Annotated in this window: 13 protein-coding genes; 11 read left to right on the top strand and 2 right to left on the bottom strand. The window is 56.4% G+C overall.

Going from position 1 to position 17,645, the window contains the following annotated elements:
* Positions 1–16 precede the first annotated feature (16 nt).
* On the top strand, positions 17–1,150 hold the full coding sequence (locus GOX61_RS10775; protein WP_170333594.1) for a Gfo/Idh/MocA family protein: 1,134 nt from the start codon (positions 17–19) through the stop codon (positions 1,148–1,150).
* Here the strand turns inward: GOX61_RS10775 and GOX61_RS10780 are convergent, their stop codons facing one another.
* On the bottom strand, positions 1,151–2,149 hold the full coding sequence (locus tag GOX61_RS10780) for a LacI family DNA-binding transcriptional regulator (protein ID WP_155148587.1): 999 nt from the start codon (positions 2,147–2,149) through the stop codon (positions 1,151–1,153).
* A 381-nt stretch (positions 2,150–2,530) separates the two neighbouring features.
* Positions 2,531–3,574: a LacI family DNA-binding transcriptional regulator gene (locus GOX61_RS10785; RefSeq protein WP_170333596.1), complete on the bottom strand. Its 1,044-nt coding sequence runs from the start codon at positions 3,572–3,574 to the stop codon at positions 2,531–2,533.
* A 115-nt stretch (positions 3,575–3,689) separates the two neighbouring features.
* On the opposite strand from GOX61_RS10785, the gene GOX61_RS10790 reads away from it, so the two are divergent.
* The 10 genes from GOX61_RS10790 to GOX61_RS10835 all read left to right on the top strand — a co-directional run bounded on the left by GOX61_RS10790 (position 3,690) and on the right by GOX61_RS10835 (position 17,633).
* Positions 3,690–5,201: a tripartite tricarboxylate transporter permease gene (locus tag GOX61_RS10790; protein ID WP_155148591.1), complete on the top strand. Its 1,512-nt coding sequence runs from the start codon at positions 3,690–3,692 to the stop codon at positions 5,199–5,201.
* Positions 5,198–5,653: a tripartite tricarboxylate transporter TctB family protein gene (locus GOX61_RS10795; protein ID WP_170333598.1), complete on the top strand. Its 456-nt coding sequence runs from the start codon at positions 5,198–5,200 to the stop codon at positions 5,651–5,653. Before GOX61_RS10790 ends, GOX61_RS10795 begins: the two co-directional genes overlap by 4 nt.
* Positions 5,654–5,695: 42 nt before the next feature.
* Positions 5,696–6,655 (top strand): tripartite tricarboxylate transporter substrate binding protein, encoded by a 960-nt coding sequence (locus GOX61_RS10800; RefSeq protein ID WP_155148595.1) that lies wholly within the window; start codon positions 5,696–5,698, stop codon positions 6,653–6,655.
* Between the two features lie 55 nt (positions 6,656–6,710).
* A complete protein-coding gene (sauS, locus tag GOX61_RS10805) occupies positions 6,711–8,132 on the top strand; it encodes an acylating sulfoacetaldehyde dehydrogenase (protein ID WP_170333600.1) in 1,422 nt (473 codons plus the stop codon).
* A complete protein-coding gene (locus GOX61_RS10810) occupies positions 8,129–9,640 on the top strand; it encodes an AMP-binding protein (protein WP_170333601.1) in 1,512 nt (503 codons plus the stop codon). The genes sauS and GOX61_RS10810 overlap by 4 nt, the downstream gene beginning before the upstream one ends.
* A 362-nt stretch (positions 9,641–10,002) precedes the next feature.
* Positions 10,003–11,250: a glycosyltransferase family 2 protein gene (locus GOX61_RS10815; RefSeq protein WP_170333603.1), complete on the top strand. Its 1,248-nt coding sequence runs from the start codon at positions 10,003–10,005 to the stop codon at positions 11,248–11,250.
* The gene (locus GOX61_RS10820) at positions 11,247–12,197 is read left to right on the top strand and encodes a lysylphosphatidylglycerol synthase transmembrane domain-containing protein (RefSeq protein ID WP_170333605.1); all 951 of its coding nucleotides are present in this window, start codon (positions 11,247–11,249) and stop codon (positions 12,195–12,197) included. The genes GOX61_RS10815 and GOX61_RS10820 overlap by 4 nt, the downstream gene beginning before the upstream one ends.
* Positions 12,194–14,359 carry a glycosyltransferase gene (locus GOX61_RS10825; protein ID WP_170333607.1) on the top strand — a complete coding sequence of 722 codons (2,166 nt, stop codon included), beginning with the start codon at positions 12,194–12,196 and terminating at the stop codon, positions 14,357–14,359. The genes GOX61_RS10820 and GOX61_RS10825 overlap by 4 nt, the downstream gene beginning before the upstream one ends.
* Positions 14,341–15,918, top strand: coding sequence for a B12-binding domain-containing radical SAM protein (locus GOX61_RS10830; protein ID WP_302478284.1), 1,578 nt, complete (start codon positions 14,341–14,343; stop codon positions 15,916–15,918). Before GOX61_RS10825 ends, GOX61_RS10830 begins: the two co-directional genes overlap by 19 nt.
* Complete coding sequence (locus tag GOX61_RS10835; RefSeq protein ID WP_170333611.1) at positions 15,915–17,633, top strand: ArnT family glycosyltransferase; 1,719 nt, start codon at positions 15,915–15,917, stop codon at positions 17,631–17,633. Before GOX61_RS10830 ends, GOX61_RS10835 begins: the two co-directional genes overlap by 4 nt.
* Positions 17,634–17,645 lie beyond the last annotated feature (12 nt).

A 17,645-nucleotide genomic window follows, 5' to 3' on the forward strand; every position in this document is an offset into this window, starting at 1 on the left:
AAGAGAGACAAGAACCATGGCAAAGCTGAAATGGGGCATGATAGGTGGTGGCGAAGGTAGCCAGATCGGGCCCGCACACCGTCTGGGCGCATTGGCTGACGGGATGTTCGAATTCACCGCTGGCGCATTGGATCACCGCCCTGAGGTTGGTCGCGAATATGCCCAACGATTGGGTGTTGCCGCCGATCGCGCCTATGGTGACTGGCGCGAGATGTTGGCAGGGGAAAAGGATCGCGCAGATCGGATTGATCTGGTGACCATCGCGACGCCGAATTCCACCCATTTCGAGATCGCGAAAGCCTTCCTCGAAGCCGGGTTCAACGTGTTGTGCGAAAAGCCGATGACCATGACAGTGGAAGAGGGGGAAGAGATCGTCCGCGTGGCCGAAGCATCCGGCATGATCTGCGCGGTGAACTATTGCTATTCCGCCTATCCCATGGTGCGGCAGGCCCGTGCAATGGTCCGGGCGGGCGACATCGGCAAGGTGCGTCTGGTCGTGACCAACTTCAGCCACGGGCATCATGGGGATGCTACTGACGCGGATAATCCGCGTGTTCGTTGGCGCTATGATCCTGCGATGGCGGGTGTATCGGGTCAGTTCGCCGATTGCGGTATTCATGCACTGCACATGGCTAGTTTCATTTGCGATGACGAGGTGAAAAACCTGTCCGCCGACCTGGCTTCCACCATCTCGAGTCGCGAGCTTGAAGATGACGCGATGATCAATTTCCGGATGGAGGGCGGAACTGTCGGGCGCCTTTGGACCTCATCCGTTGCCATCGGGCGACAGCATGGGTTCGACATTCAGGTGTTTGGCGAAACAGGTGGGTTGCGTTGGGCATCGGAACAACCCAACCAGTTGATTTACACACCTGTTGGAGGCCGGACCCAGATCATCGAAAAAGGCGAAGGCGGTTTGCATGACGAGGTTCAGCGCCTCTCACGCGTCGCGATCGCGCATCCCGAAGGCTTTCCGCTGGCCGTTGCGAACATCTATTGCGATCTGGCCGATGCGATTCAGGGAGAGCAGCGCGACGGATTGCCAAATGCATCAGACGGTGTTCGGTCTATCGCAGCGGTCCATGCAGCAGTGGCCTCTGGCCGGGAGGACGGCGCCTGGAAAGATGCGCGCCCACCGATGTTTCGCTGATCAGGGGCGGGGCCGTAATGTACCCCGCTCAATCACCCGGCACGGGAAAATTCGAGCCTCGGGATAGCGCTGGGGCTCTTTCAGCATTTCCTCAACCAGATCGACAGACGACGTGATGATCTGTTTGATCGGTTGGTGGATTGTGGTCAGATCGACGCTTTCCCAGCGCGACATTTCCATGTCATTCAGGCCGATGATCCCGATGTCCTTGCCGGGATTCAACCCGTGATCTGACAATGCCGACAGCGCTCCGATCGACAGGATATCGTCGCCGCAGAAATACGCCTCGGCAGGTGAGCCCTCCAGCAATCGCAGCATCTCGGCTCGTCCCGCTTCAAACGAATACGCCCCTGCAAAACAATACGTTACGTCAATATCCGGGTGGTTGCTGAGTTCTTCCATGAACCCACGATGCCGGTCCAGCGCCGAGGTCGCATCTTTGGGACCACCTAAATATCCAACGCGCTGGTATCCCCTTGCCAAAAGCTCTCGTGCGGCCATGCGACCGCATTCGACGTTATCGATCCCGACGACATGGACCTCAGGCGAGGTGGCGGAGCGGCCGAAAGTATGAACCACGGGCACGCCTGCATCATGAAAGGCTTTGGCAAAGCTGGGGGGCAGGGTTGAGGACGCGACAATCGCCGCATCAACTGAATACTGCCTCAGCATTCTGACGGAATTTGCTGGCTCAGTCTCATCAGTCAGGTTCACGATCAATGGGCGCAGGCCGCGTTCCTGCAGTGCACGGGTAAATTGATCAAAGACCTCAAGGAAAATCGGGTTGTGAAAGTTGTTCGAAATCAGCCCTATCAACTTGGTTCGACCGGTTGTCAGGGACGAAGCCAGCGCATTCGGACTGTAGCCAAGTGCCTGCGCTGCTTTTTCAACCTTGCTGCGGGTTTTAGCGGAAACGGATGCGCCTTCGGTAAAGGTGCGTGAGACGGCTGATCGGGACACGCCTGCAAGCGCTGCGACCTCTTTCAGGGTTACACTCATCGCTGGCGGTTCCGGCCACGGATTACTGGGGTATTCACCGGGATATTCATAGCGGCTCCACTATGCACTATTGCAAGAAACTTGCAATCGGTTGCAAAGACCGCGCTGATAATCCTGCTGTTTCAGTGTCTGTGCTGCAATGCATATCGTTTAGCAGTCTGGTCGCAACTGTCCTGCCAACTTTGCCGACGCCCAATAGACTGACGTGAATTTTGGTTTCGCTGAAGATCACCAGACACACGACAGGCAGCACTAGTTCAAGGTTATCATGGGAGCCCACTGGGGATTAACATGATGACAAAGAACAATATGAAAGGCAGCGGCGCTTATCCTGACCCAAACTCAATCTGGCAACTCTCTAGAATTAGACCAAGGGCATCATCAACTCTCGAAGCGTTCCAGTGAAGCCGAACTGGTTGTGTCTCTGACGATGCATTCCAGATCGCAACAAATTCTGAACGGCTCCGGTGTATCTGAAGTGATGTAGCTGGTGAATTTTTCACCTGCCAACGTCCCAATCGTCTCCGCAGGTATCCGGATTGTCGTCAGACCGGGTTCAATATCCGCCGACCCTTTGAAATCCCCGATACCGATGATCGAAATGTCCTGAGGGATGTTCAGGCCAAGCTTATGTGCTGCATAAAGCGCGCCCTGAGCGATGACGTCATTGCCACAGAGCAGCGCAGTTGGAAGCGGAGGGTCAGCCAGCAACTCCAGTGCTGCCTGCTTTGCCTGCGACACGCTGTAGGGCGCTTCGGATTTACGGTTGTCCGGGATCGTGATCCCGTGACTGCCGAGATAGTCAACAACTGCAGTGAGACGATGACGCGCGCGGTCATTTCCCTGCGTGTCTGGGAAAATCAAACCAACATCCCGATGACCAAGCGAAATCAGGTGCTCTGCTGCCTGACGCCCCGCAAGATGATTGTCAGCCCCAACGCAAGGTAGTTCTGAATCTTCAGCATAATTCCAGATCGCCAGCGCAGGGATTTTCTGCTGATCGATCAGGCGTCGCGTTGCTTCGGAATGCTCCAGCCCGACCAACGCCACGCCATCCACACGATGTTCCAGAAACTTGCGGACCATCGCGTATTCCCGATCGAGGTCATAGCCATGTGATGCCAGCAAAAGGCTGAATCCGGCCCGGTCGATTGAGTCCGAGAATGCCTGAATGACTTCGGCGAAAATGGCATGATTGATCGTGGGTACGACAAGGCCAATTGTCCCGGACCGTTTGCCATGCATCGTTTGGGCCGCGCGGTTGCGGATATAGCCCAGTCTTTGCACTGCCCTGTTGATCTTTTTCCGAGTCGCCGGACTCACCAGATCAGGGTGATTGAAGGTGCGGGATACTGTGGATGGGGATACCTTTGCAGCCTTTGCCACAGCAACAATATCAACCTTACCTTTTTGATAATCAGGCATAAATCCCTCCTTCACGGTCGAATTTATGAAAACATTTGCAATACTATTTTCATTCCCTAACCTGATTTGTCAACAAACAGAAAAGTGCACGATCTGACGGGTTGGGAGGCCCTGGATGGAATTCATTTACTACTTCGGAGATGTGTTCACGCCGCTGTCGTTCCTGCTGCTTCTGGGTGGCACGATCGGTGGGCTGATCCTTGGTGCGACCCCGGGCCTGTCACCGACAATGGCCGTCGCCTTGCTGATCCCGTTCACCTTTCAGCTCGAGGCCGCTCAGGGCCTGATCTTGTTGGGTGCTGCCTATACCTCAACCGTTGCTGGTGGGGCCGTTAGTGCCATTCTACTGAAGATCCCCGGCGCCCCGGCCAATATCGCCACCACGCTGGACGGGCACACCATGGCCAAGCAGGGTCAGGGTGCCCGGGCACTGCAACTGTCGTTTCTGGCCTCGGCGGTCGGTGGCATCTTTGGTGTGCTGTTGCTGATCTTCCTCACACCTGTTCTGGCCCAATGGGCGCTGGCCTTTGGTCCGTCGCATCTGTTCTGGCTGGCCATACTGGGCGTCACGGTGATCGGCACGCTGGATTCTGCGTCAGTGGTCAAGGGCCTGCTGTCGGGCTGTATCGGGTTGTGGTTGGCCACCATCGGTTTCGACGACATTATGGGGGCGCAGCGGTTCATTTTTCACCCAGCTTTGGGTGGTGGTATTAACATCATCGCTGCGCTGATCGGTCTGTTTGCGATCCCTCAGGTTCTGACCATGTTCGCAAAGGGCCGCCACAACACCGGGGCCGAGGTCATCGAAGTACAGCGTCACTCGATAACGGCCGCGTTCAGAGAATTATTCAGCCGCACCCGCGCGCTGAGCATCGGCACGCTGACCGGATCAATCATCGGCCTTATCCCGGGCGTCGGCGGGCAGATTGCGGGCCTTGTTGCCTATGACCAGACTAAGAAGTTTTCATCCGAGAAGGACAAGTTCGGCACCGGCCATTCCGAGGGTGTGATTGCTGCGGAATCCGCCAATAACGCCATGGTCGGCCCGTCGCTGGTCCCGCTGCTTACGCTGTCGATTCCTGGCAGCCCGACCGCCGCCGTTTTGCTTGGCGGGTTGCTGATCCACGGGATCTTCCCGGGCTCGGACCTGTTCGACAATCACCCGGATGTGGCCTGGACCTTCATCAACTCGATGCTGATCGGGCAGGTGCTGATGTGTATCTTCGGCCTTTATGTTGCCGGGCTGGCTGCGCGGGTCGCGCAGGTCCCGCAATCAGTGATGGCGGCCATCGTTCTGGCCCTGTCAGTTTTCGGGGCCTACTCGGTTCAGGGCTCGATGGGGGACGTCTATGTCATGGCCTGCCTCGGCATCGGTATGTTCTTTCTGGAACGGTTCGGATTTTCTGCTGCACCGCTGGTGCTGGGCTTGATCCTTGGGCCGATTGCTGAAGCCAACTTCATTCAAGGTGGGATGATCGCTGACGCGACCGTCGGCAAGGCCTCATATTTTCTGACCGGGGGCTTGAACCTGTTCCTGATCGCGGTGGTTCTGGCCTCGATTATGTACTCGGTTTGGATGGAACTGCGCAGCCGCCGTTACACCACCAAAGAGGAGGCGCAGGCATGAACCGAACACAACATATCTTTGGTTCGGGCCTGGTCTTTGCCGTAGGGCTATGGGTCACATGGGTCAGCTATACCCAGCAACCAGCTGAAGCATTCCTGTTCCCCCGTCTGATCGCAACTGTCTTTGTAGTTTTGGCGGGGTGGACGTTTGGCAAGGCGATCATGGGTTTGTCCAAAGTCGGTAGCGGTGTGACACGCACAATGTTCATCAATATGCTGCCGGGGCTGGTCATCACATTGATCTACGTGTTTTGGGCCGCAAAGACGCTGGGTTTCTACACCGCAACAACCATCGCCTTTTTCATCCTGCTGTCGATTTACGATCCTGCCCCGCATTCCGAGGCTAAAAGCTGGATCAAACGCGGGATCATCACGGCGGTCTTCGTGGCGGTGATGTACGGGCTCTTTGCCATGCTTCTGAACGTCTACACACCGAGGGAAATTCTGTTCTGACCGCGCCTGCGCGGGTGAACCAAATAAGGGAGGAAACGTAAAATGAAACGACTGATTGCAGGGGCAGCAATAGCCCTTATGAGCCTGACAGGTTTCGCTTTGGCCGAGGAATATCCTGAACGACCACTGATGATGATGGTCAGCTATGGTGCCGGTGGGGCGACAGACTTTCAGGCAAGGATCGTCACCATGACCGCCGGGAACGAGGATGCTTTGGGAATGCCCATCGCCATCATCAACAAGCCTGGCGCAGGCGGGCGTGTGGGATGGAACTGGTTCGCCACGCAGGCTGACCCGGACGGGTACACTCTGGCCGCTTATAATGTACCGCATTTCATAGCGCAGTCGATCAAAGGCGGTGTCGAATACTCGACTGACAGCTTTGAACCCATCGCCAATTGGGGCGCAGACCCGGCCGTGTTTGTCGTGGGCGCGGACAGCCCATTCAATTCGATGGAAGATGTTGTTGCCTATGCCAAAGAAAATCCCGGCAAGCTGACCGTATCTGGCGCAGGTCTTTTCGTGGGCCACCACATCGCTGCGTTGCAGATCGACAAGGCCGCCGGAACCAAGATGGCTTACATCCCAACCAAGGGTGGCGGTGCAGCGGCCATGAAAGCCGTGATCGCTGGTGAAGTTATGGGCGGGATCAACAACCTGTCTGACGCCTTCCGCGCACAAGAAGCGGGCAATGTCAAAATCCTTGGCGTTGCTGATCTGGAGCGCAACGCGTTCCTGCCGGATGTGCCGACCATGATGGAACAGGGTTTGGACGTGGACAATTCGTCGGTCAACTTCCGGGGTGTCATGGTGCCCAAAGGAACACCTCCCGAGGTAATCGAGAAACTCTCGGTGACCGTGCCCGAGATGTTCGCCAATTCCCGAGTCGCCAAGAAGATGGAGGCGGGCGGTTCACCCATGCACATCATGACACGTGACGAAGTGATCGAGATGTGGTCGCAGCGCCAGCAAACCCTGAATGAATTGCTGGCAGGTCTCTGAAAGACCGAAATCGGGGCGGGATCAATCCGCCCCGGACAACCAATCGAGGATCAAGATGAACGCTCCGAACGACATAGCCCCTGAGATTGCGGAAATTGACCGGATCGTGGCGGAGGCCCGCCAAGCCCAGATCGCTTTTGAGGCTTCGGGCAGTCAGGCTCTCTATGACAAGGTGGCACTTGCAGCAGGCTGGGCGATCATGGAGCCCGCTCGAAACCAGATGCTTGCTGAACTGGCGGTGGAGACGACCGGGCTGGGCAACGTGCCAGACAAGATCACCAAGAACCACCGCAAGACGCTGGGCCTGCTGCGCGACATTGCTGAGGCAAAGACACACGGCGTCATCAGTGACGATCCTGAAACGGGAATTACCGAGATTGCCCGGCCCATCGGGGTCATCGGAGCGGTCGTACCCTCAACCAACCCTGCCGCGACGCCGGCGAATAACATCATCAACGCGCTAAAGGGCGGCAACGCAATCATCGTTGCCCCGTCACCTAAGGGGGTCGCCTCATGTGAACTGCTGCTGAGCTACATCCATGCCGAATTCGACAAGTTGGGTTTGGATCGGAATTTGGTCCAGATGATCCCTGCGCCGGGTTCAAAGGCAAAAACCCAAAGATTGATGGAAGCATGCGACCGAGTGATCTGCACCGGAAGCCAGAACAACGTACACCGCGCGCAATCTTGCGGCACACCCGCCGTCGCTGTTGGCGCGGGCAATGTGACCGTGATTGTGGATGAAACCGCCGATCTGGCGGGCGCGGCGGCCAAAATCACGGCATCCAAGTGTTTTGACAACGCAACCTCGTGTTCGTCCGAGAATGCGGTTGTCGTGGTAGATGCGGTCTATGACGACTTTGTTGCCGCGATGGCCGACGAGGGTGGAGCGTTAGTTCCGGCATCGGGCGCCGATGGTATCGTGGCACGGCTGTGGCCGGACGGACATCTCAACCGTTCGGCCATCGCACAGGACGCAGACAAGATGCTTGAAGCTCTGGGGATGGCTAACAAAGTTCCCGGTGACACCAGATTTCTGGCGGTAGAGACCGATGGGATTGGACCGGATCACCCCCTGTCCGGAGAGAAGCTCAGCCGGGTTCTGGCACTGTACAGGGCACCGGATTTCGAAACAGCCAAGGCACTGGCCACGCGGATATTGGAGTATCAGGGGGCGGGTCATTCGGTTGGAATTCACACATCCGATGACAACCGCGCCGTGGAATTGGGGCGCGATCTTCCCACCTGCCGGGTGATTGTGAATCAAGCTCACACCTTTGCGACAGGTGGCAGTTTCACCAATGGGATGCCGTTTTCCCTATCCATGGGATGTGGCAGCTGGGGCGGAAACTCCATCGATACTAATCTGCATTGGAGACATTTCGTACAAACCACCAAAATCGTCCGCGAGATTGCGCCACGTGAACCGGATCTGGATGAGATATTCGGCCAGTACTGGGCGGAGGCCGGTCGATGAACGAGCCACCAAAGGGAACCGTCCGTGACTGGCTGGACCTGCGGGCCGGGCAGGGCGGAATAGGCTTTGTGTTTCCTGACGGGGCGCCAGACCTGAGTTGGTCAGAGCTGCGTGACACCGCTCGCCGTATAGCGACCATGCTGACCGAAATGGGAGTGGCAAAAGGGGAAAGCATCGCCATCCTGTATCCAAACAGCCGAGAGGCATTGGAGGTTCTTTTTGGTATTCTCTACGGCGGGTTCAGGGCGACCATGATCAATCTGGTCGCTGGCGACAGCGCGGTTTCGTATGCGCTTGAACACAGCGGCGCGCGATATGGATTTGTGCATCCGGGTCAAGCTGACCTGTTCGAGCGGACCGCAGATTCATCGACAATCACTGCATTGCAGATCCCAACCACCGAGCCAGCGGCGACTGCTCTACATGATGTATCAGCGGTCGATCATGCGCTGTTGATGTACACCTCGGGCACCACCGGGCGCCCGAAAGGGGTCGTGCACAGCCAGGCAAGCTTGTTAGCGGGTGGCTGGACGACGACCATCGCCCACGAGTTGAGCGCAGCAGACCGCGGGTTCTGCGTTCTGCCGATCTATCATATCAACGGGCTTTGCGTGACCGTCATGGGTACACTCGTGTCCGGAGGCTCGCTGGCCATGTGTGAAAAATTTTCAGCGAGCCGTTTCTGGGGGAATCTTGGGCGGTCGCAGGCAACATGGTTCTCGGTTGTGCCCACAATCATATCGCACCTGTTGCATTCCGATATCGACCCCGATGACGAAACCCGCCAGCGCGTTCGCTTTGGACGTTCGGCTTCGTCCGCATTGGCACCCGATGTCCAGCAGGCATTTGAACATCGCTTTGGAATACCGATCGTTGAAACCATGGGCCTGACCGAGACGGCAGCGCAAATTCTGTCAAATCCGCTCCCGCCCGGTGTTCGCAAGATCGGCTCACCCGGTATCGCCTATGGGAACGAAGCGGCGATAGTTGACGCAAACCTCAAACAGGTGCCAGCAGGTACCGAGGGCGAGTTGGTCATTCGCGGGCCAAACGTGATGTTGGAATATCTCAGGAATGCTGATGCGACGGCGAGTACTTTCACTCCGGATGGTTGGTTGCGAACGGGTGATCTGGCGCGCATGGATGAAGACTGCTACGTCTATGTGACAGGGCGATTGAAAGAACTGATCATCAAGGGTGGCGAGAATATTGCCCCCCGTGAGATTGACGAAGCGCTGTATTCCCACCCCGATGTCATAGAGGCTGCAGCCTTTGCCCGGCCCTGCAAAAGCTATGGCGAAACAGTTTCTGCAGCAGTCAAGATTCGGGACGGTTCAGACCTGACGCCGTTGGATTTATTGGGCATATGTGAAAGCAGGCTGGGTAAGTTCAAATCGCCTGATGAGATTTACATATTGGCCGATTTGCCAAAGGGGCCATCCGGGAAGATTCAGCGAAACAGGATACTCGCATCGATCCATAAAAAGGCTGATGCAACGACGTCATAGGGTCTGGATCTTATTAGGGTGTGAAATCGATGTCTCGGACGCTTCACAGCTTTTCTGAATCTCCGTGGCTTGTCATCTGCCGAGGGTGGCAGGCGTGGTAGTAGATACGGGCCGCCCGATGCCTGCGTAAGGCATTGTGATTAATGTGTATTACGTCCACTAGGACCATGTTTCGGATGCGCGGGTTAAATGATCTGCAAAGCTATTGCGGTGACAATCGTGCGTCGTGTGCCGCTGGATGTGCTTGCTGAAGTCCCCGGCAAGCTCGAATTCGTCAGGTTGCGGTCACGATTTGGACGCAATTACCCTGTTTTTTAGCTTTTGTTGAATGAATCATACGGGCATCGGGAGCCCTCAGAGCAATGGTACCGCACGAAAACTCCGTCGCCATCGTCATGCCGTGCCTGAATGAGGCCGAGACTATCTCGGCCTGCGTCAGTCGCGCGCGCGAGGCGTTGGTGATGCTAAAAGACGAGTACCAGCTGACCGGGGAAGTAATCGTTGCTGACAACGGCAGCACGGATGGGAGTCAGAAACTGGCAGAAGATGCCGGTGCGCGCGTAGTCAATGTCCCGCAGCGTGGATACGGCGCTGCGTTGATCGGTGGATTTGCTGCAACCAACGCGGCCTATCTGGTCATGGGTGACAGCGATTGCTCTTACGATTTTGTCGAAGCCGTTCCGATGATCCGGCGGCTGATGGATGGTGCCGATCTGTGCATGGGTAACCGGTTCAGCGGTGAGATCAAACCAGGCGCGATGCCCTGGAAAAACCGCTATATCGGCAATCCTGCCCTATCGGGTATCCTTCGGTTCCTGTTCCGTACCGAGATCGGCGACGCGCATTGTGGTCTGCGTGCGATCAAAAAAGAGGCGTTGAACCGACTTAACCTGTCTTCGACGGGCATGGAGTTCGCGTCGGAGATGTTGCTGAAATCCGTGTTGCGGAAATTCACCATCGCCGAGGTTCCGATTACGTTGTCACCGGACGGGCGCGGACGCGCGCCGCACCTGAATCCGTGGCGTGACGGACTAAGGCACCTGATCTACATGCTGATGCTCAGCCCTACATGGCTGTTTTTGGTGCCCGCCCTTTTCCTGTTTGCCATCGGCTTTGCGATCACTGTGTTGCTGCAGTTGGGTGGTGACCAGGAAATGGTATTGATTGGCGGGTTCAAGTTCGGCGACCACTGGGCTGTTGTTGCCAGCGCATCGATGGTTCTGGCATCCCAGACCATTGTGCTGTGGCTGGCCGCGCTGATGGGCAGCTATCGTGACGGATTACGCGTTCCAACAGAAAGGGCGCGGTACTGGCTGGGCTTTTCCCGCCTGCAATACTGGATTCTCGGTGGCGCATCACTGGCACTTATTGGTGCTTTTTGGGTTGCGACAATCACCACCGGCTGGATTGCGTCGAACTTCGGGTCTCTGAACGAAATGCGGCCACTGATCGCGGCCTTCACGATGATCATTATCGGCGTGCAGCTGTTCTTTTCGGGTTTTCTTCTTTCCATCGTTGCCGGAAACAGATCCCGCCATGATGCGGTTCTGCCCGCACGCGAGACGGCCATCTCTGGTCATAGCGTTGCGGCGCTCAATCAACCGGCATGACCTGGCTAAGATCATTAGTGTTTCTGGTATTGTCGCTGGTCCTCGTGACCTGCGCGGTTCTTTGGAGTGGCCTCAACCTTCGTGATCTGGTGCGTCGTTTGTCTGACGCGCCGCAGTGGTTGCTGATCAGCTTTTTTGCGCTGACCGGTCTACAAATATCTATATCGGCGCTGAAATGGCGCATAGTCGTCCGCAAGATAACCCCTGATCAGGCGCCGCAGGAGTTTTCCTTTTTTCTGGCCTGTTCATCAGCTTCGGCGCTGTTGTCGCAATTGTTGACCACCTATGTTTCGTCGATCGTGGTTCGGGGTTGGGCCGGTCGCAGGTTCCACGATATTCCCTTTACTCGCGGGGCGGGCAGCTCGGTTTTCGAGCAGTTCTTTGACGTGGCTGTCCTGATATGTATGGCACTGGGAACCCTGATCACATGGACCATTGGCGGTGGCGCAATAACTTGGATTACCTGCACCATCATTGTTCTCAGTCTAGGCATGCTGGCGTCCATGCAACTGGATCATCTGATCCCCGTATTGCGCAGGCTTCATCCTAGATTGGCAGAACATCCGGCTCTGCAGGATGATCGTGGTATCGCGCGGATATGTTCCGCGTCGACGGTATCCCAGCTTTATGGCCTTTCGGTCCTGCGTTATCTATCCATACTGGTCAAAGCGCCACTGGTTGTGATTGCCCTTGGGTACTCGATTTCGTCGCTGGACGCGGCCCAGGGCTTTACCATCGTTCAGACCACACAGCTTGCCGCATTCACGCCGGGAAATCTGGGCCTTCAGGAGTGGGGCTGGTCCGGGGTATTGGCGTTTCTGGGCTATGGCTTTGAAAAGGCATTAGAGTTTGCGCTTGCACTGCGGGTCGTGGGTTTTGCCAGCATGACTATCATCGCGCCGCTTCTGATGGCCCCAGCGTTTACGAAACGGAGGGTGCTGGCATGACCGAAACGTCACAGCCACAGGCGACCGTTATCGTTGTCGCTCGGAATGCCGCACAGACAATCAGCATGTGCATGAGGTCACTGCATCAACAAAACCGCGCACCGTCCGAGGTGATACTGGTTGATGACGGGTCGACCGACGAGACGGTCAAGCTCGCCATTGAGGCCTTTCCCGGCCTTAGGGTCATCACCAGTGCCACGCGTTCGATCAGCAAGAACCGGAATGTCGGTTGGAGATCGGCCAGTACCGAGTTTGTTGCCTTTCTGGATGCGGATTGTGAGGCCCCTGCGCACTGGCTTGAGAACCTGCTGAATGCGGCAACCCGGCTCGACGTTGCCGCAGTGGGTGGAGGCAATGCACCGCCAGCGGGCCAGAGCACACATTATGATGCGCTGGCTATCATGCTTTCATCCTATGTAGGTTCACGCGGTTCTTTGCAGGGACAGATACCCATGTCTGAAGCAACGGTACCGCATATTCCAACGCTCAATGTGCTGTACAAAAGAGAAGCGCTTGAACGGGCGGGCGGTTTCGACCCGCGTTTCGCGCGCATGGGAGAGGACGAAGACCTTTCCCGGCGGTTGCGTGACATGGGGCAGTCGCTGGTGGCAATTCCGGATGCAGTTGTCGTGCATCATCAGCGTGCTGATCTGAGAAGCTGGGCAAAGAACATGTACGCCTATGGAAAAGGCCGTACCTGGCTGATCAGACGTCACCCGAACGCCTGGTCGCCGGTGTTTCTTGTCCCGCCATTGGTACTGCTGGTGCTGCCGATTTACTTGATCTGCATTGCGGCTGTTTCCCTGGTCTTGTGCATTGGGGTCAGAAAACCGGCGCTTTGGCTGCGACTGACCGCCCTTTTTGCCATGACGCATCTTGCATACGGTTTGGGTCAGATCGCCGGGCTGTTCATCAGCGGCGACAATCCCGATGCGCGCCGCAAACGCCGTCGCGTTGGGATGATTGCGCTCAAGAACGCGGGAAACAAAGGGGATGAGGCAATTCTTTGCGCGGTGTCCGAACGGCTGGAGAAATTCCTGTCCCAGCCCGGAAATGCGGTGGACCCATATCTGATTGCCTTCGGACCAAGTGGAATTGACACCCGTCCGCTGCCGGCCAGCAAAGAAGCGCGGGAACGTGTCATTCTGGATGCGCTGGCCCCGGCCAGCAGCTCGCGAGCGGTTCAGCCCCTTACCCTTATACCTGATGCGTTGCGCAGCCTTGTGGTGTTTTCGGGATTTCAGGGCATCTTTATCTCAGGTGGGCAATGGTTGCATGACCTGAGCTTGCCCAAGCACGTGGTCGTCTGTTCGCTTTTTGCCTTTGGTCGGTTGTTTCGCACGCGAACCGGTGTGTTCTGTATCGGGGTCGGGCCATTGCAGCGAGGTTTTTCCCGCCGGTTGACGCGATTGGCTTTGGGTCGCCGATCCCTTGTCATTACCCGCGATGATGCCTCGACCAAGTTGCTGCAGGATTGTGGTTTGAATCATGCAAGCACGGCGGCCGATCCGGCGCTTTTGCTGCCAACCTCACCGGTCACGGCATCTGCGAACCGCATACTGATATCCCCCTGCGCCTGGGCCAATTTCGAGAACCTGTATGAACTGGATCAGGCCAAGATCGACGAGAGCTTTCAGAACTGGACCAAACTGGTCACCCGATTGACCGAAGCCGGGCGCGAACTGGCCATGCTGCCGACAATGAATCCTGAAGATCGCGCCTTTGCCGAACAGATCGTCCAAAAGACGGGCTGCGACATCGAATGTATTGAAACCGAGGAACTGCTGCCTTCTCAGGTGCAGGGCCATATCGCTGCATCGTCAGCGCTTATTTCAATGCGGCTTCATCCGGTGATTTTCGCCTCGAACAGCAGCACGCCGTTTGTTGCTCTGAACTACGCGGCCAAGGTCCGCGCCTTTTGCAAGCAGGCTGGGTACGAGGACCGTGTGGTTGAACTGAATGACCCCTGCTGGGCCGATACGGTGCTGCAAAAGCTTGACCAGCCAACCAAAGATGCGGTCCAGATCTCGTCGATCCGGTCAACGCAGATTGCGGCCCTGAACTCGGGTTATCAACTGCTTGAACAATGGTTGTCTGGCGTGGGAAAGACATCAATACCCGCACACGGAAAGGGACCAACGCAATGCGAATCGCCTTTGTAAATCCGCCTCTCAGAGACTGGCGTTTTTCCAGGTCTCAACGCAGTCCCGGGGTGATCAAATCGGGGACGTTATACTATCCCTATTGGTTGGCGCATGCCACTGCATTGGCAATGTCGCGAGGCCATGAATGTCTGTTGCTGGACTGCGCCGCTGACGAGCTGTCGCGCGAGGACACCATCGGCAGATTGCGTGACTTCGACGCCGAGCTGGTGGTGATCGAAACATCAACCCCCAGTGTTAACCATGATCTGGAAACCGTTGATCTGTTCAAGGCTGCTCTGCCACAGGCCAGGTTCTGCTGTACTGGAACCCATGTAACGGCTGAGTGGCAAGTGGCCCTGACCCAAAGCCAGGCCTTGGATTTTGTCGCGATTGGCGAATACGACTTTACCATCTCCGAGCTTGCCGAGGCGCTTGAGCAGGGGCAGCCGGTTTCGTCGGTCGACGGTTTGGCGTGGCGATCGGGCGATAGTTCGGAGCGGAGCGGTGATCGTACCCTTATCAGTGATATGGATGCGTTGCCTTGGGTGGCACCGGTTTACAAGCAATTCCTGACACCTGAGAACTATCTGTTCACGATCGCGAACCAGCCAATGGTCATGCTGATTGGTGGTAGGGGCTGTAAGGCTCGGTGCTTTTTCTGCGTCTATCCGCAGGTGATGCATGGCCACAGCTATCGGTGTCGGTCGCCCGAAGATGTCGTGAACGAAATGAAGTGGATTCAGGACAACATGCCTGAAGTTCAAGAGATCGTTTTCGAGGATGACACCTTTACCTCAGACCGGGTCCGGGCACAGGAAATTGCCCGGCTGGTCAAAGAGGCCGGTATCACGCTGCCATGGTTTGCCAACATCCGCGTCAATGTCGATTACGAAACGTTGAAAGCCCTGAAAGAAGCCGGGCTTCGGCAATGTGCGACCGGGTTTGAATCCGGTGACCAGACCCTGCTGATCAACATGCGCAAGGGTCAGACACTGCAGCAACAAAAGGACTTTATGGAGAACTGCCGCAAGCTGGGTATTCTCGTCCACGGCTGCTTTATGGTTGGATTCCCCGGTGAAACAAAAGAGACGCTGGCCAAGACCCTTGTGCTGGCCAAAGAACTGAATCCCGACAGTGCCCAGTTCTATCCGGTGATGCCTTATCCGGGCACCGGTGCCTATGAATGGGCACAGGAGGGCGGTTATCTGGCCACAACCAATTTCGACGAATGGCTGAATCCCGATGGTCAGCACCGATGTGTTCTGGACCTGCCTGGCCTGTCGCCCAAGGATCTTGAGGATTTTTGCGAATACGCAGTGCGCAAGTTCCACTTCCGTCCGACCTATATGGTGCGCAAAGCGCTGCAGGCGGTTACAAATCCCAAGGAAGGCCTGCGTTCGGTAAACGCATTCAAGAATTTCCTGTTGTCGATCATCCGTGGTGACAAAGCGGTGACCAGTGCATTGCCGCCAAAGCAAACCGAAATTGACGAAGCCTGGAACGCTCGGACGCGGGTGCCGCGCGGACGGATGGAAATGATCGAAGGAAAGAAAAGCCAGCTTAAACGCGCCAGTTGAGTAAGACGTTGCAAGCCTCAGATCTGCAATACGCCCGTGCTGGTGAAACCAGTGACCCTATGCTGCGCTATCAGTGGGCCATACGCGTTGCACTCTGCGCCAAGCTCGGCTTCTTGGTGTTCTTCGCGTTCAACACCCAGTTCGTGATGGACGAATTCTGGCAGTTCGGGCAGTCCAAATATCTGCGTAATGGGTTCTTTAATACGATCTGGCCGTCCAAGGCGGTCGGCTATGCGGTGTTTTACAAACCGGCGCACTGGCTGGGTTGGGATGCGGTGTCGGCCATCATGATCGGCCGCTTACAGACCGCTTTGCTGGCCTGCGGAACGCTGGCCCTGCTGTATGGCATCGCGCGGAAACTGGGGCAGGACCGGGTCCGCGCGTTGCTGGTCATTCTGCTGGCCCTCAGCTTTTCAACCTTTATCGAGCGGGTATTTCGTACCCGATCCGAGTCTCTGGCGCTGTTTTTCGCAACTGCTGCGCTGTATTGGATCGTGTCCCGAGACATATCGCGCGCAAAGACTATTCTGATCGCCGGATTGTTCAGCGGGCTTGCCTTCATCGCGACGCAAAAGGCGGTTTACTTCAATCTCGCGCTTGGCCTTGGACTGGTGGTTGAGGTGCTTTTGCGTCTGGATCCACTAACTGCACTTAGGCGCGGCCTAATGCTGGTCGCCGGGTGGGTCATTCCCATTCTTGTCTACAGCGTCGCGTTCGGTGGCTGGGACAGTCTGACGATACTGACCTCTCTTTTCCAAGGTCCGCTCAGGGTCGCCACAAGCGGACATGTCTATTACACCACTTTGGGCATGTTTTATGGGCAGACGATCGAGCGAAATCTGCTTCCTTATCTGCTCGCCGCTTTTGGACTGCTGGCAAGTCTCTACAGATGGAGGACGCTGACGTCCGGGCATAGGGTTGCGCTGGTTTTCACCCTTGTCATGATCGTGCTGATTGCACGCCATAATCAGCCCTGGCCCTATGTGTTTATCATGGTGATCCCGTTTCTGTGCCTTTGGGCCCCGGCCACACTGGACTACGCGGCACGCGGCAAGTTTCAGGCCAGATTGATCCATGCGGTATGGATCGTTGCCGTTCTTCTCAGCTTTGCCCGCAACATCACGTATATTGAACACGACAACCGGGCTGAGATTGATCTCATCCGGCAGGTCGAAACTCTGCTTGGGCCCAACGAAAAGTACTTTGATGGTATCGGTATGCTGTCAAACCACGCGGAATCTCAGCGCCGGTGGCTTGATACGCGACAGGTTCACATCGCGAATACCGAAGGCGAAGCTTCGGACTTCATGCGCAAACTGCGTGCCGTACCGCCGCATTTGATCATTGACACCTACCGAACCCAAAAACTGCGCGAGCTGATGAAACCGTTTCTTAAAAACTCCTATGTTCGGGTTGCGCCGAACATTGGCGTTCCGGGAGTTCGCTTTTCGGATGTCAGCGAAGTGACGTTCGAAACGCCTCTTGAGCAGGAGTTCGGACTGTTCGACAAAAGCGGGCAACCTGTGGCGGTGTCATTGTTGGTCGAGGACGAACCAGTACAGCTGCCGGTGCTGTTGAAACCAGGGCCAAATCGCGTGCGTTTGGATGGCGTTGTCGATTGGCCTGTTTTCCTGCTGCCTGCGCACAAACCATATTCGGGCCTCCATCCGATTCCTGCACCCGAGCCGATTTTTGTCAGGGTCTATGATTACTGAAACGAGCAAACG

This window comes from Ruegeria arenilitoris, from assembly GCF_013030265.1.
GTDB lineage: Bacteria > Pseudomonadota > Alphaproteobacteria > Rhodobacterales > Rhodobacteraceae > Ruegeria > Ruegeria arenilitoris_E.

What these genes read in the sequence shown, in the direction of transcription:
- GOX61_RS10780 (WP_155148587.1), bottom strand. Translation starts at nt 2,149, where the DNA reads ATGAGTGTAACCCTGAAAGAGGTCGCAGCGCTTGCAGGCGTGTCCCGA.
- GOX61_RS10795 (WP_170333598.1), top strand. Translation starts at nt 5,198, where the DNA reads ATGAACCGAACACAACATATCTTTGGTTCGGGCCTGGTCTTTGCCGTA.
- GOX61_RS10790 (WP_155148591.1), top strand. Translation starts at nt 3,690, where the DNA reads ATGGAATTCATTTACTACTTCGGAGATGTGTTCACGCCGCTGTCGTTC.
- GOX61_RS10775 (WP_170333594.1), top strand. Translation starts at nt 17, where the DNA reads ATGGCAAAGCTGAAATGGGGCATGATAGGTGGTGGCGAAGGTAGCCAG.
- GOX61_RS10825 (WP_170333607.1), top strand. Translation starts at nt 12,194, where the DNA reads ATGACCGAAACGTCACAGCCACAGGCGACCGTTATCGTTGTCGCTCGG.
- sauS (WP_170333600.1), top strand. Translation starts at nt 6,711, where the DNA reads ATGAACGCTCCGAACGACATAGCCCCTGAGATTGCGGAAATTGACCGG.
- GOX61_RS10800 (WP_155148595.1), top strand. Translation starts at nt 5,696, where the DNA reads ATGAAACGACTGATTGCAGGGGCAGCAATAGCCCTTATGAGCCTGACA.
- GOX61_RS10815 (WP_170333603.1), top strand. Translation starts at nt 10,003, where the DNA reads ATGGTACCGCACGAAAACTCCGTCGCCATCGTCATGCCGTGCCTGAAT.
- GOX61_RS10820 (WP_170333605.1), top strand. Translation starts at nt 11,247, where the DNA reads ATGACCTGGCTAAGATCATTAGTGTTTCTGGTATTGTCGCTGGTCCTC.
- GOX61_RS10830 (WP_302478284.1), top strand. Translation starts at nt 14,341, where the DNA reads ATGCGAATCGCCTTTGTAAATCCGCCTCTCAGAGACTGGCGTTTTTCC.
- GOX61_RS10810 (WP_170333601.1), top strand. Translation starts at nt 8,129, where the DNA reads ATGAACGAGCCACCAAAGGGAACCGTCCGTGACTGGCTGGACCTGCGG.
- GOX61_RS10785 (WP_170333596.1), bottom strand. Translation starts at nt 3,574, where the DNA reads ATGCCTGATTATCAAAAAGGTAAGGTTGATATTGTTGCTGTGGCAAAG.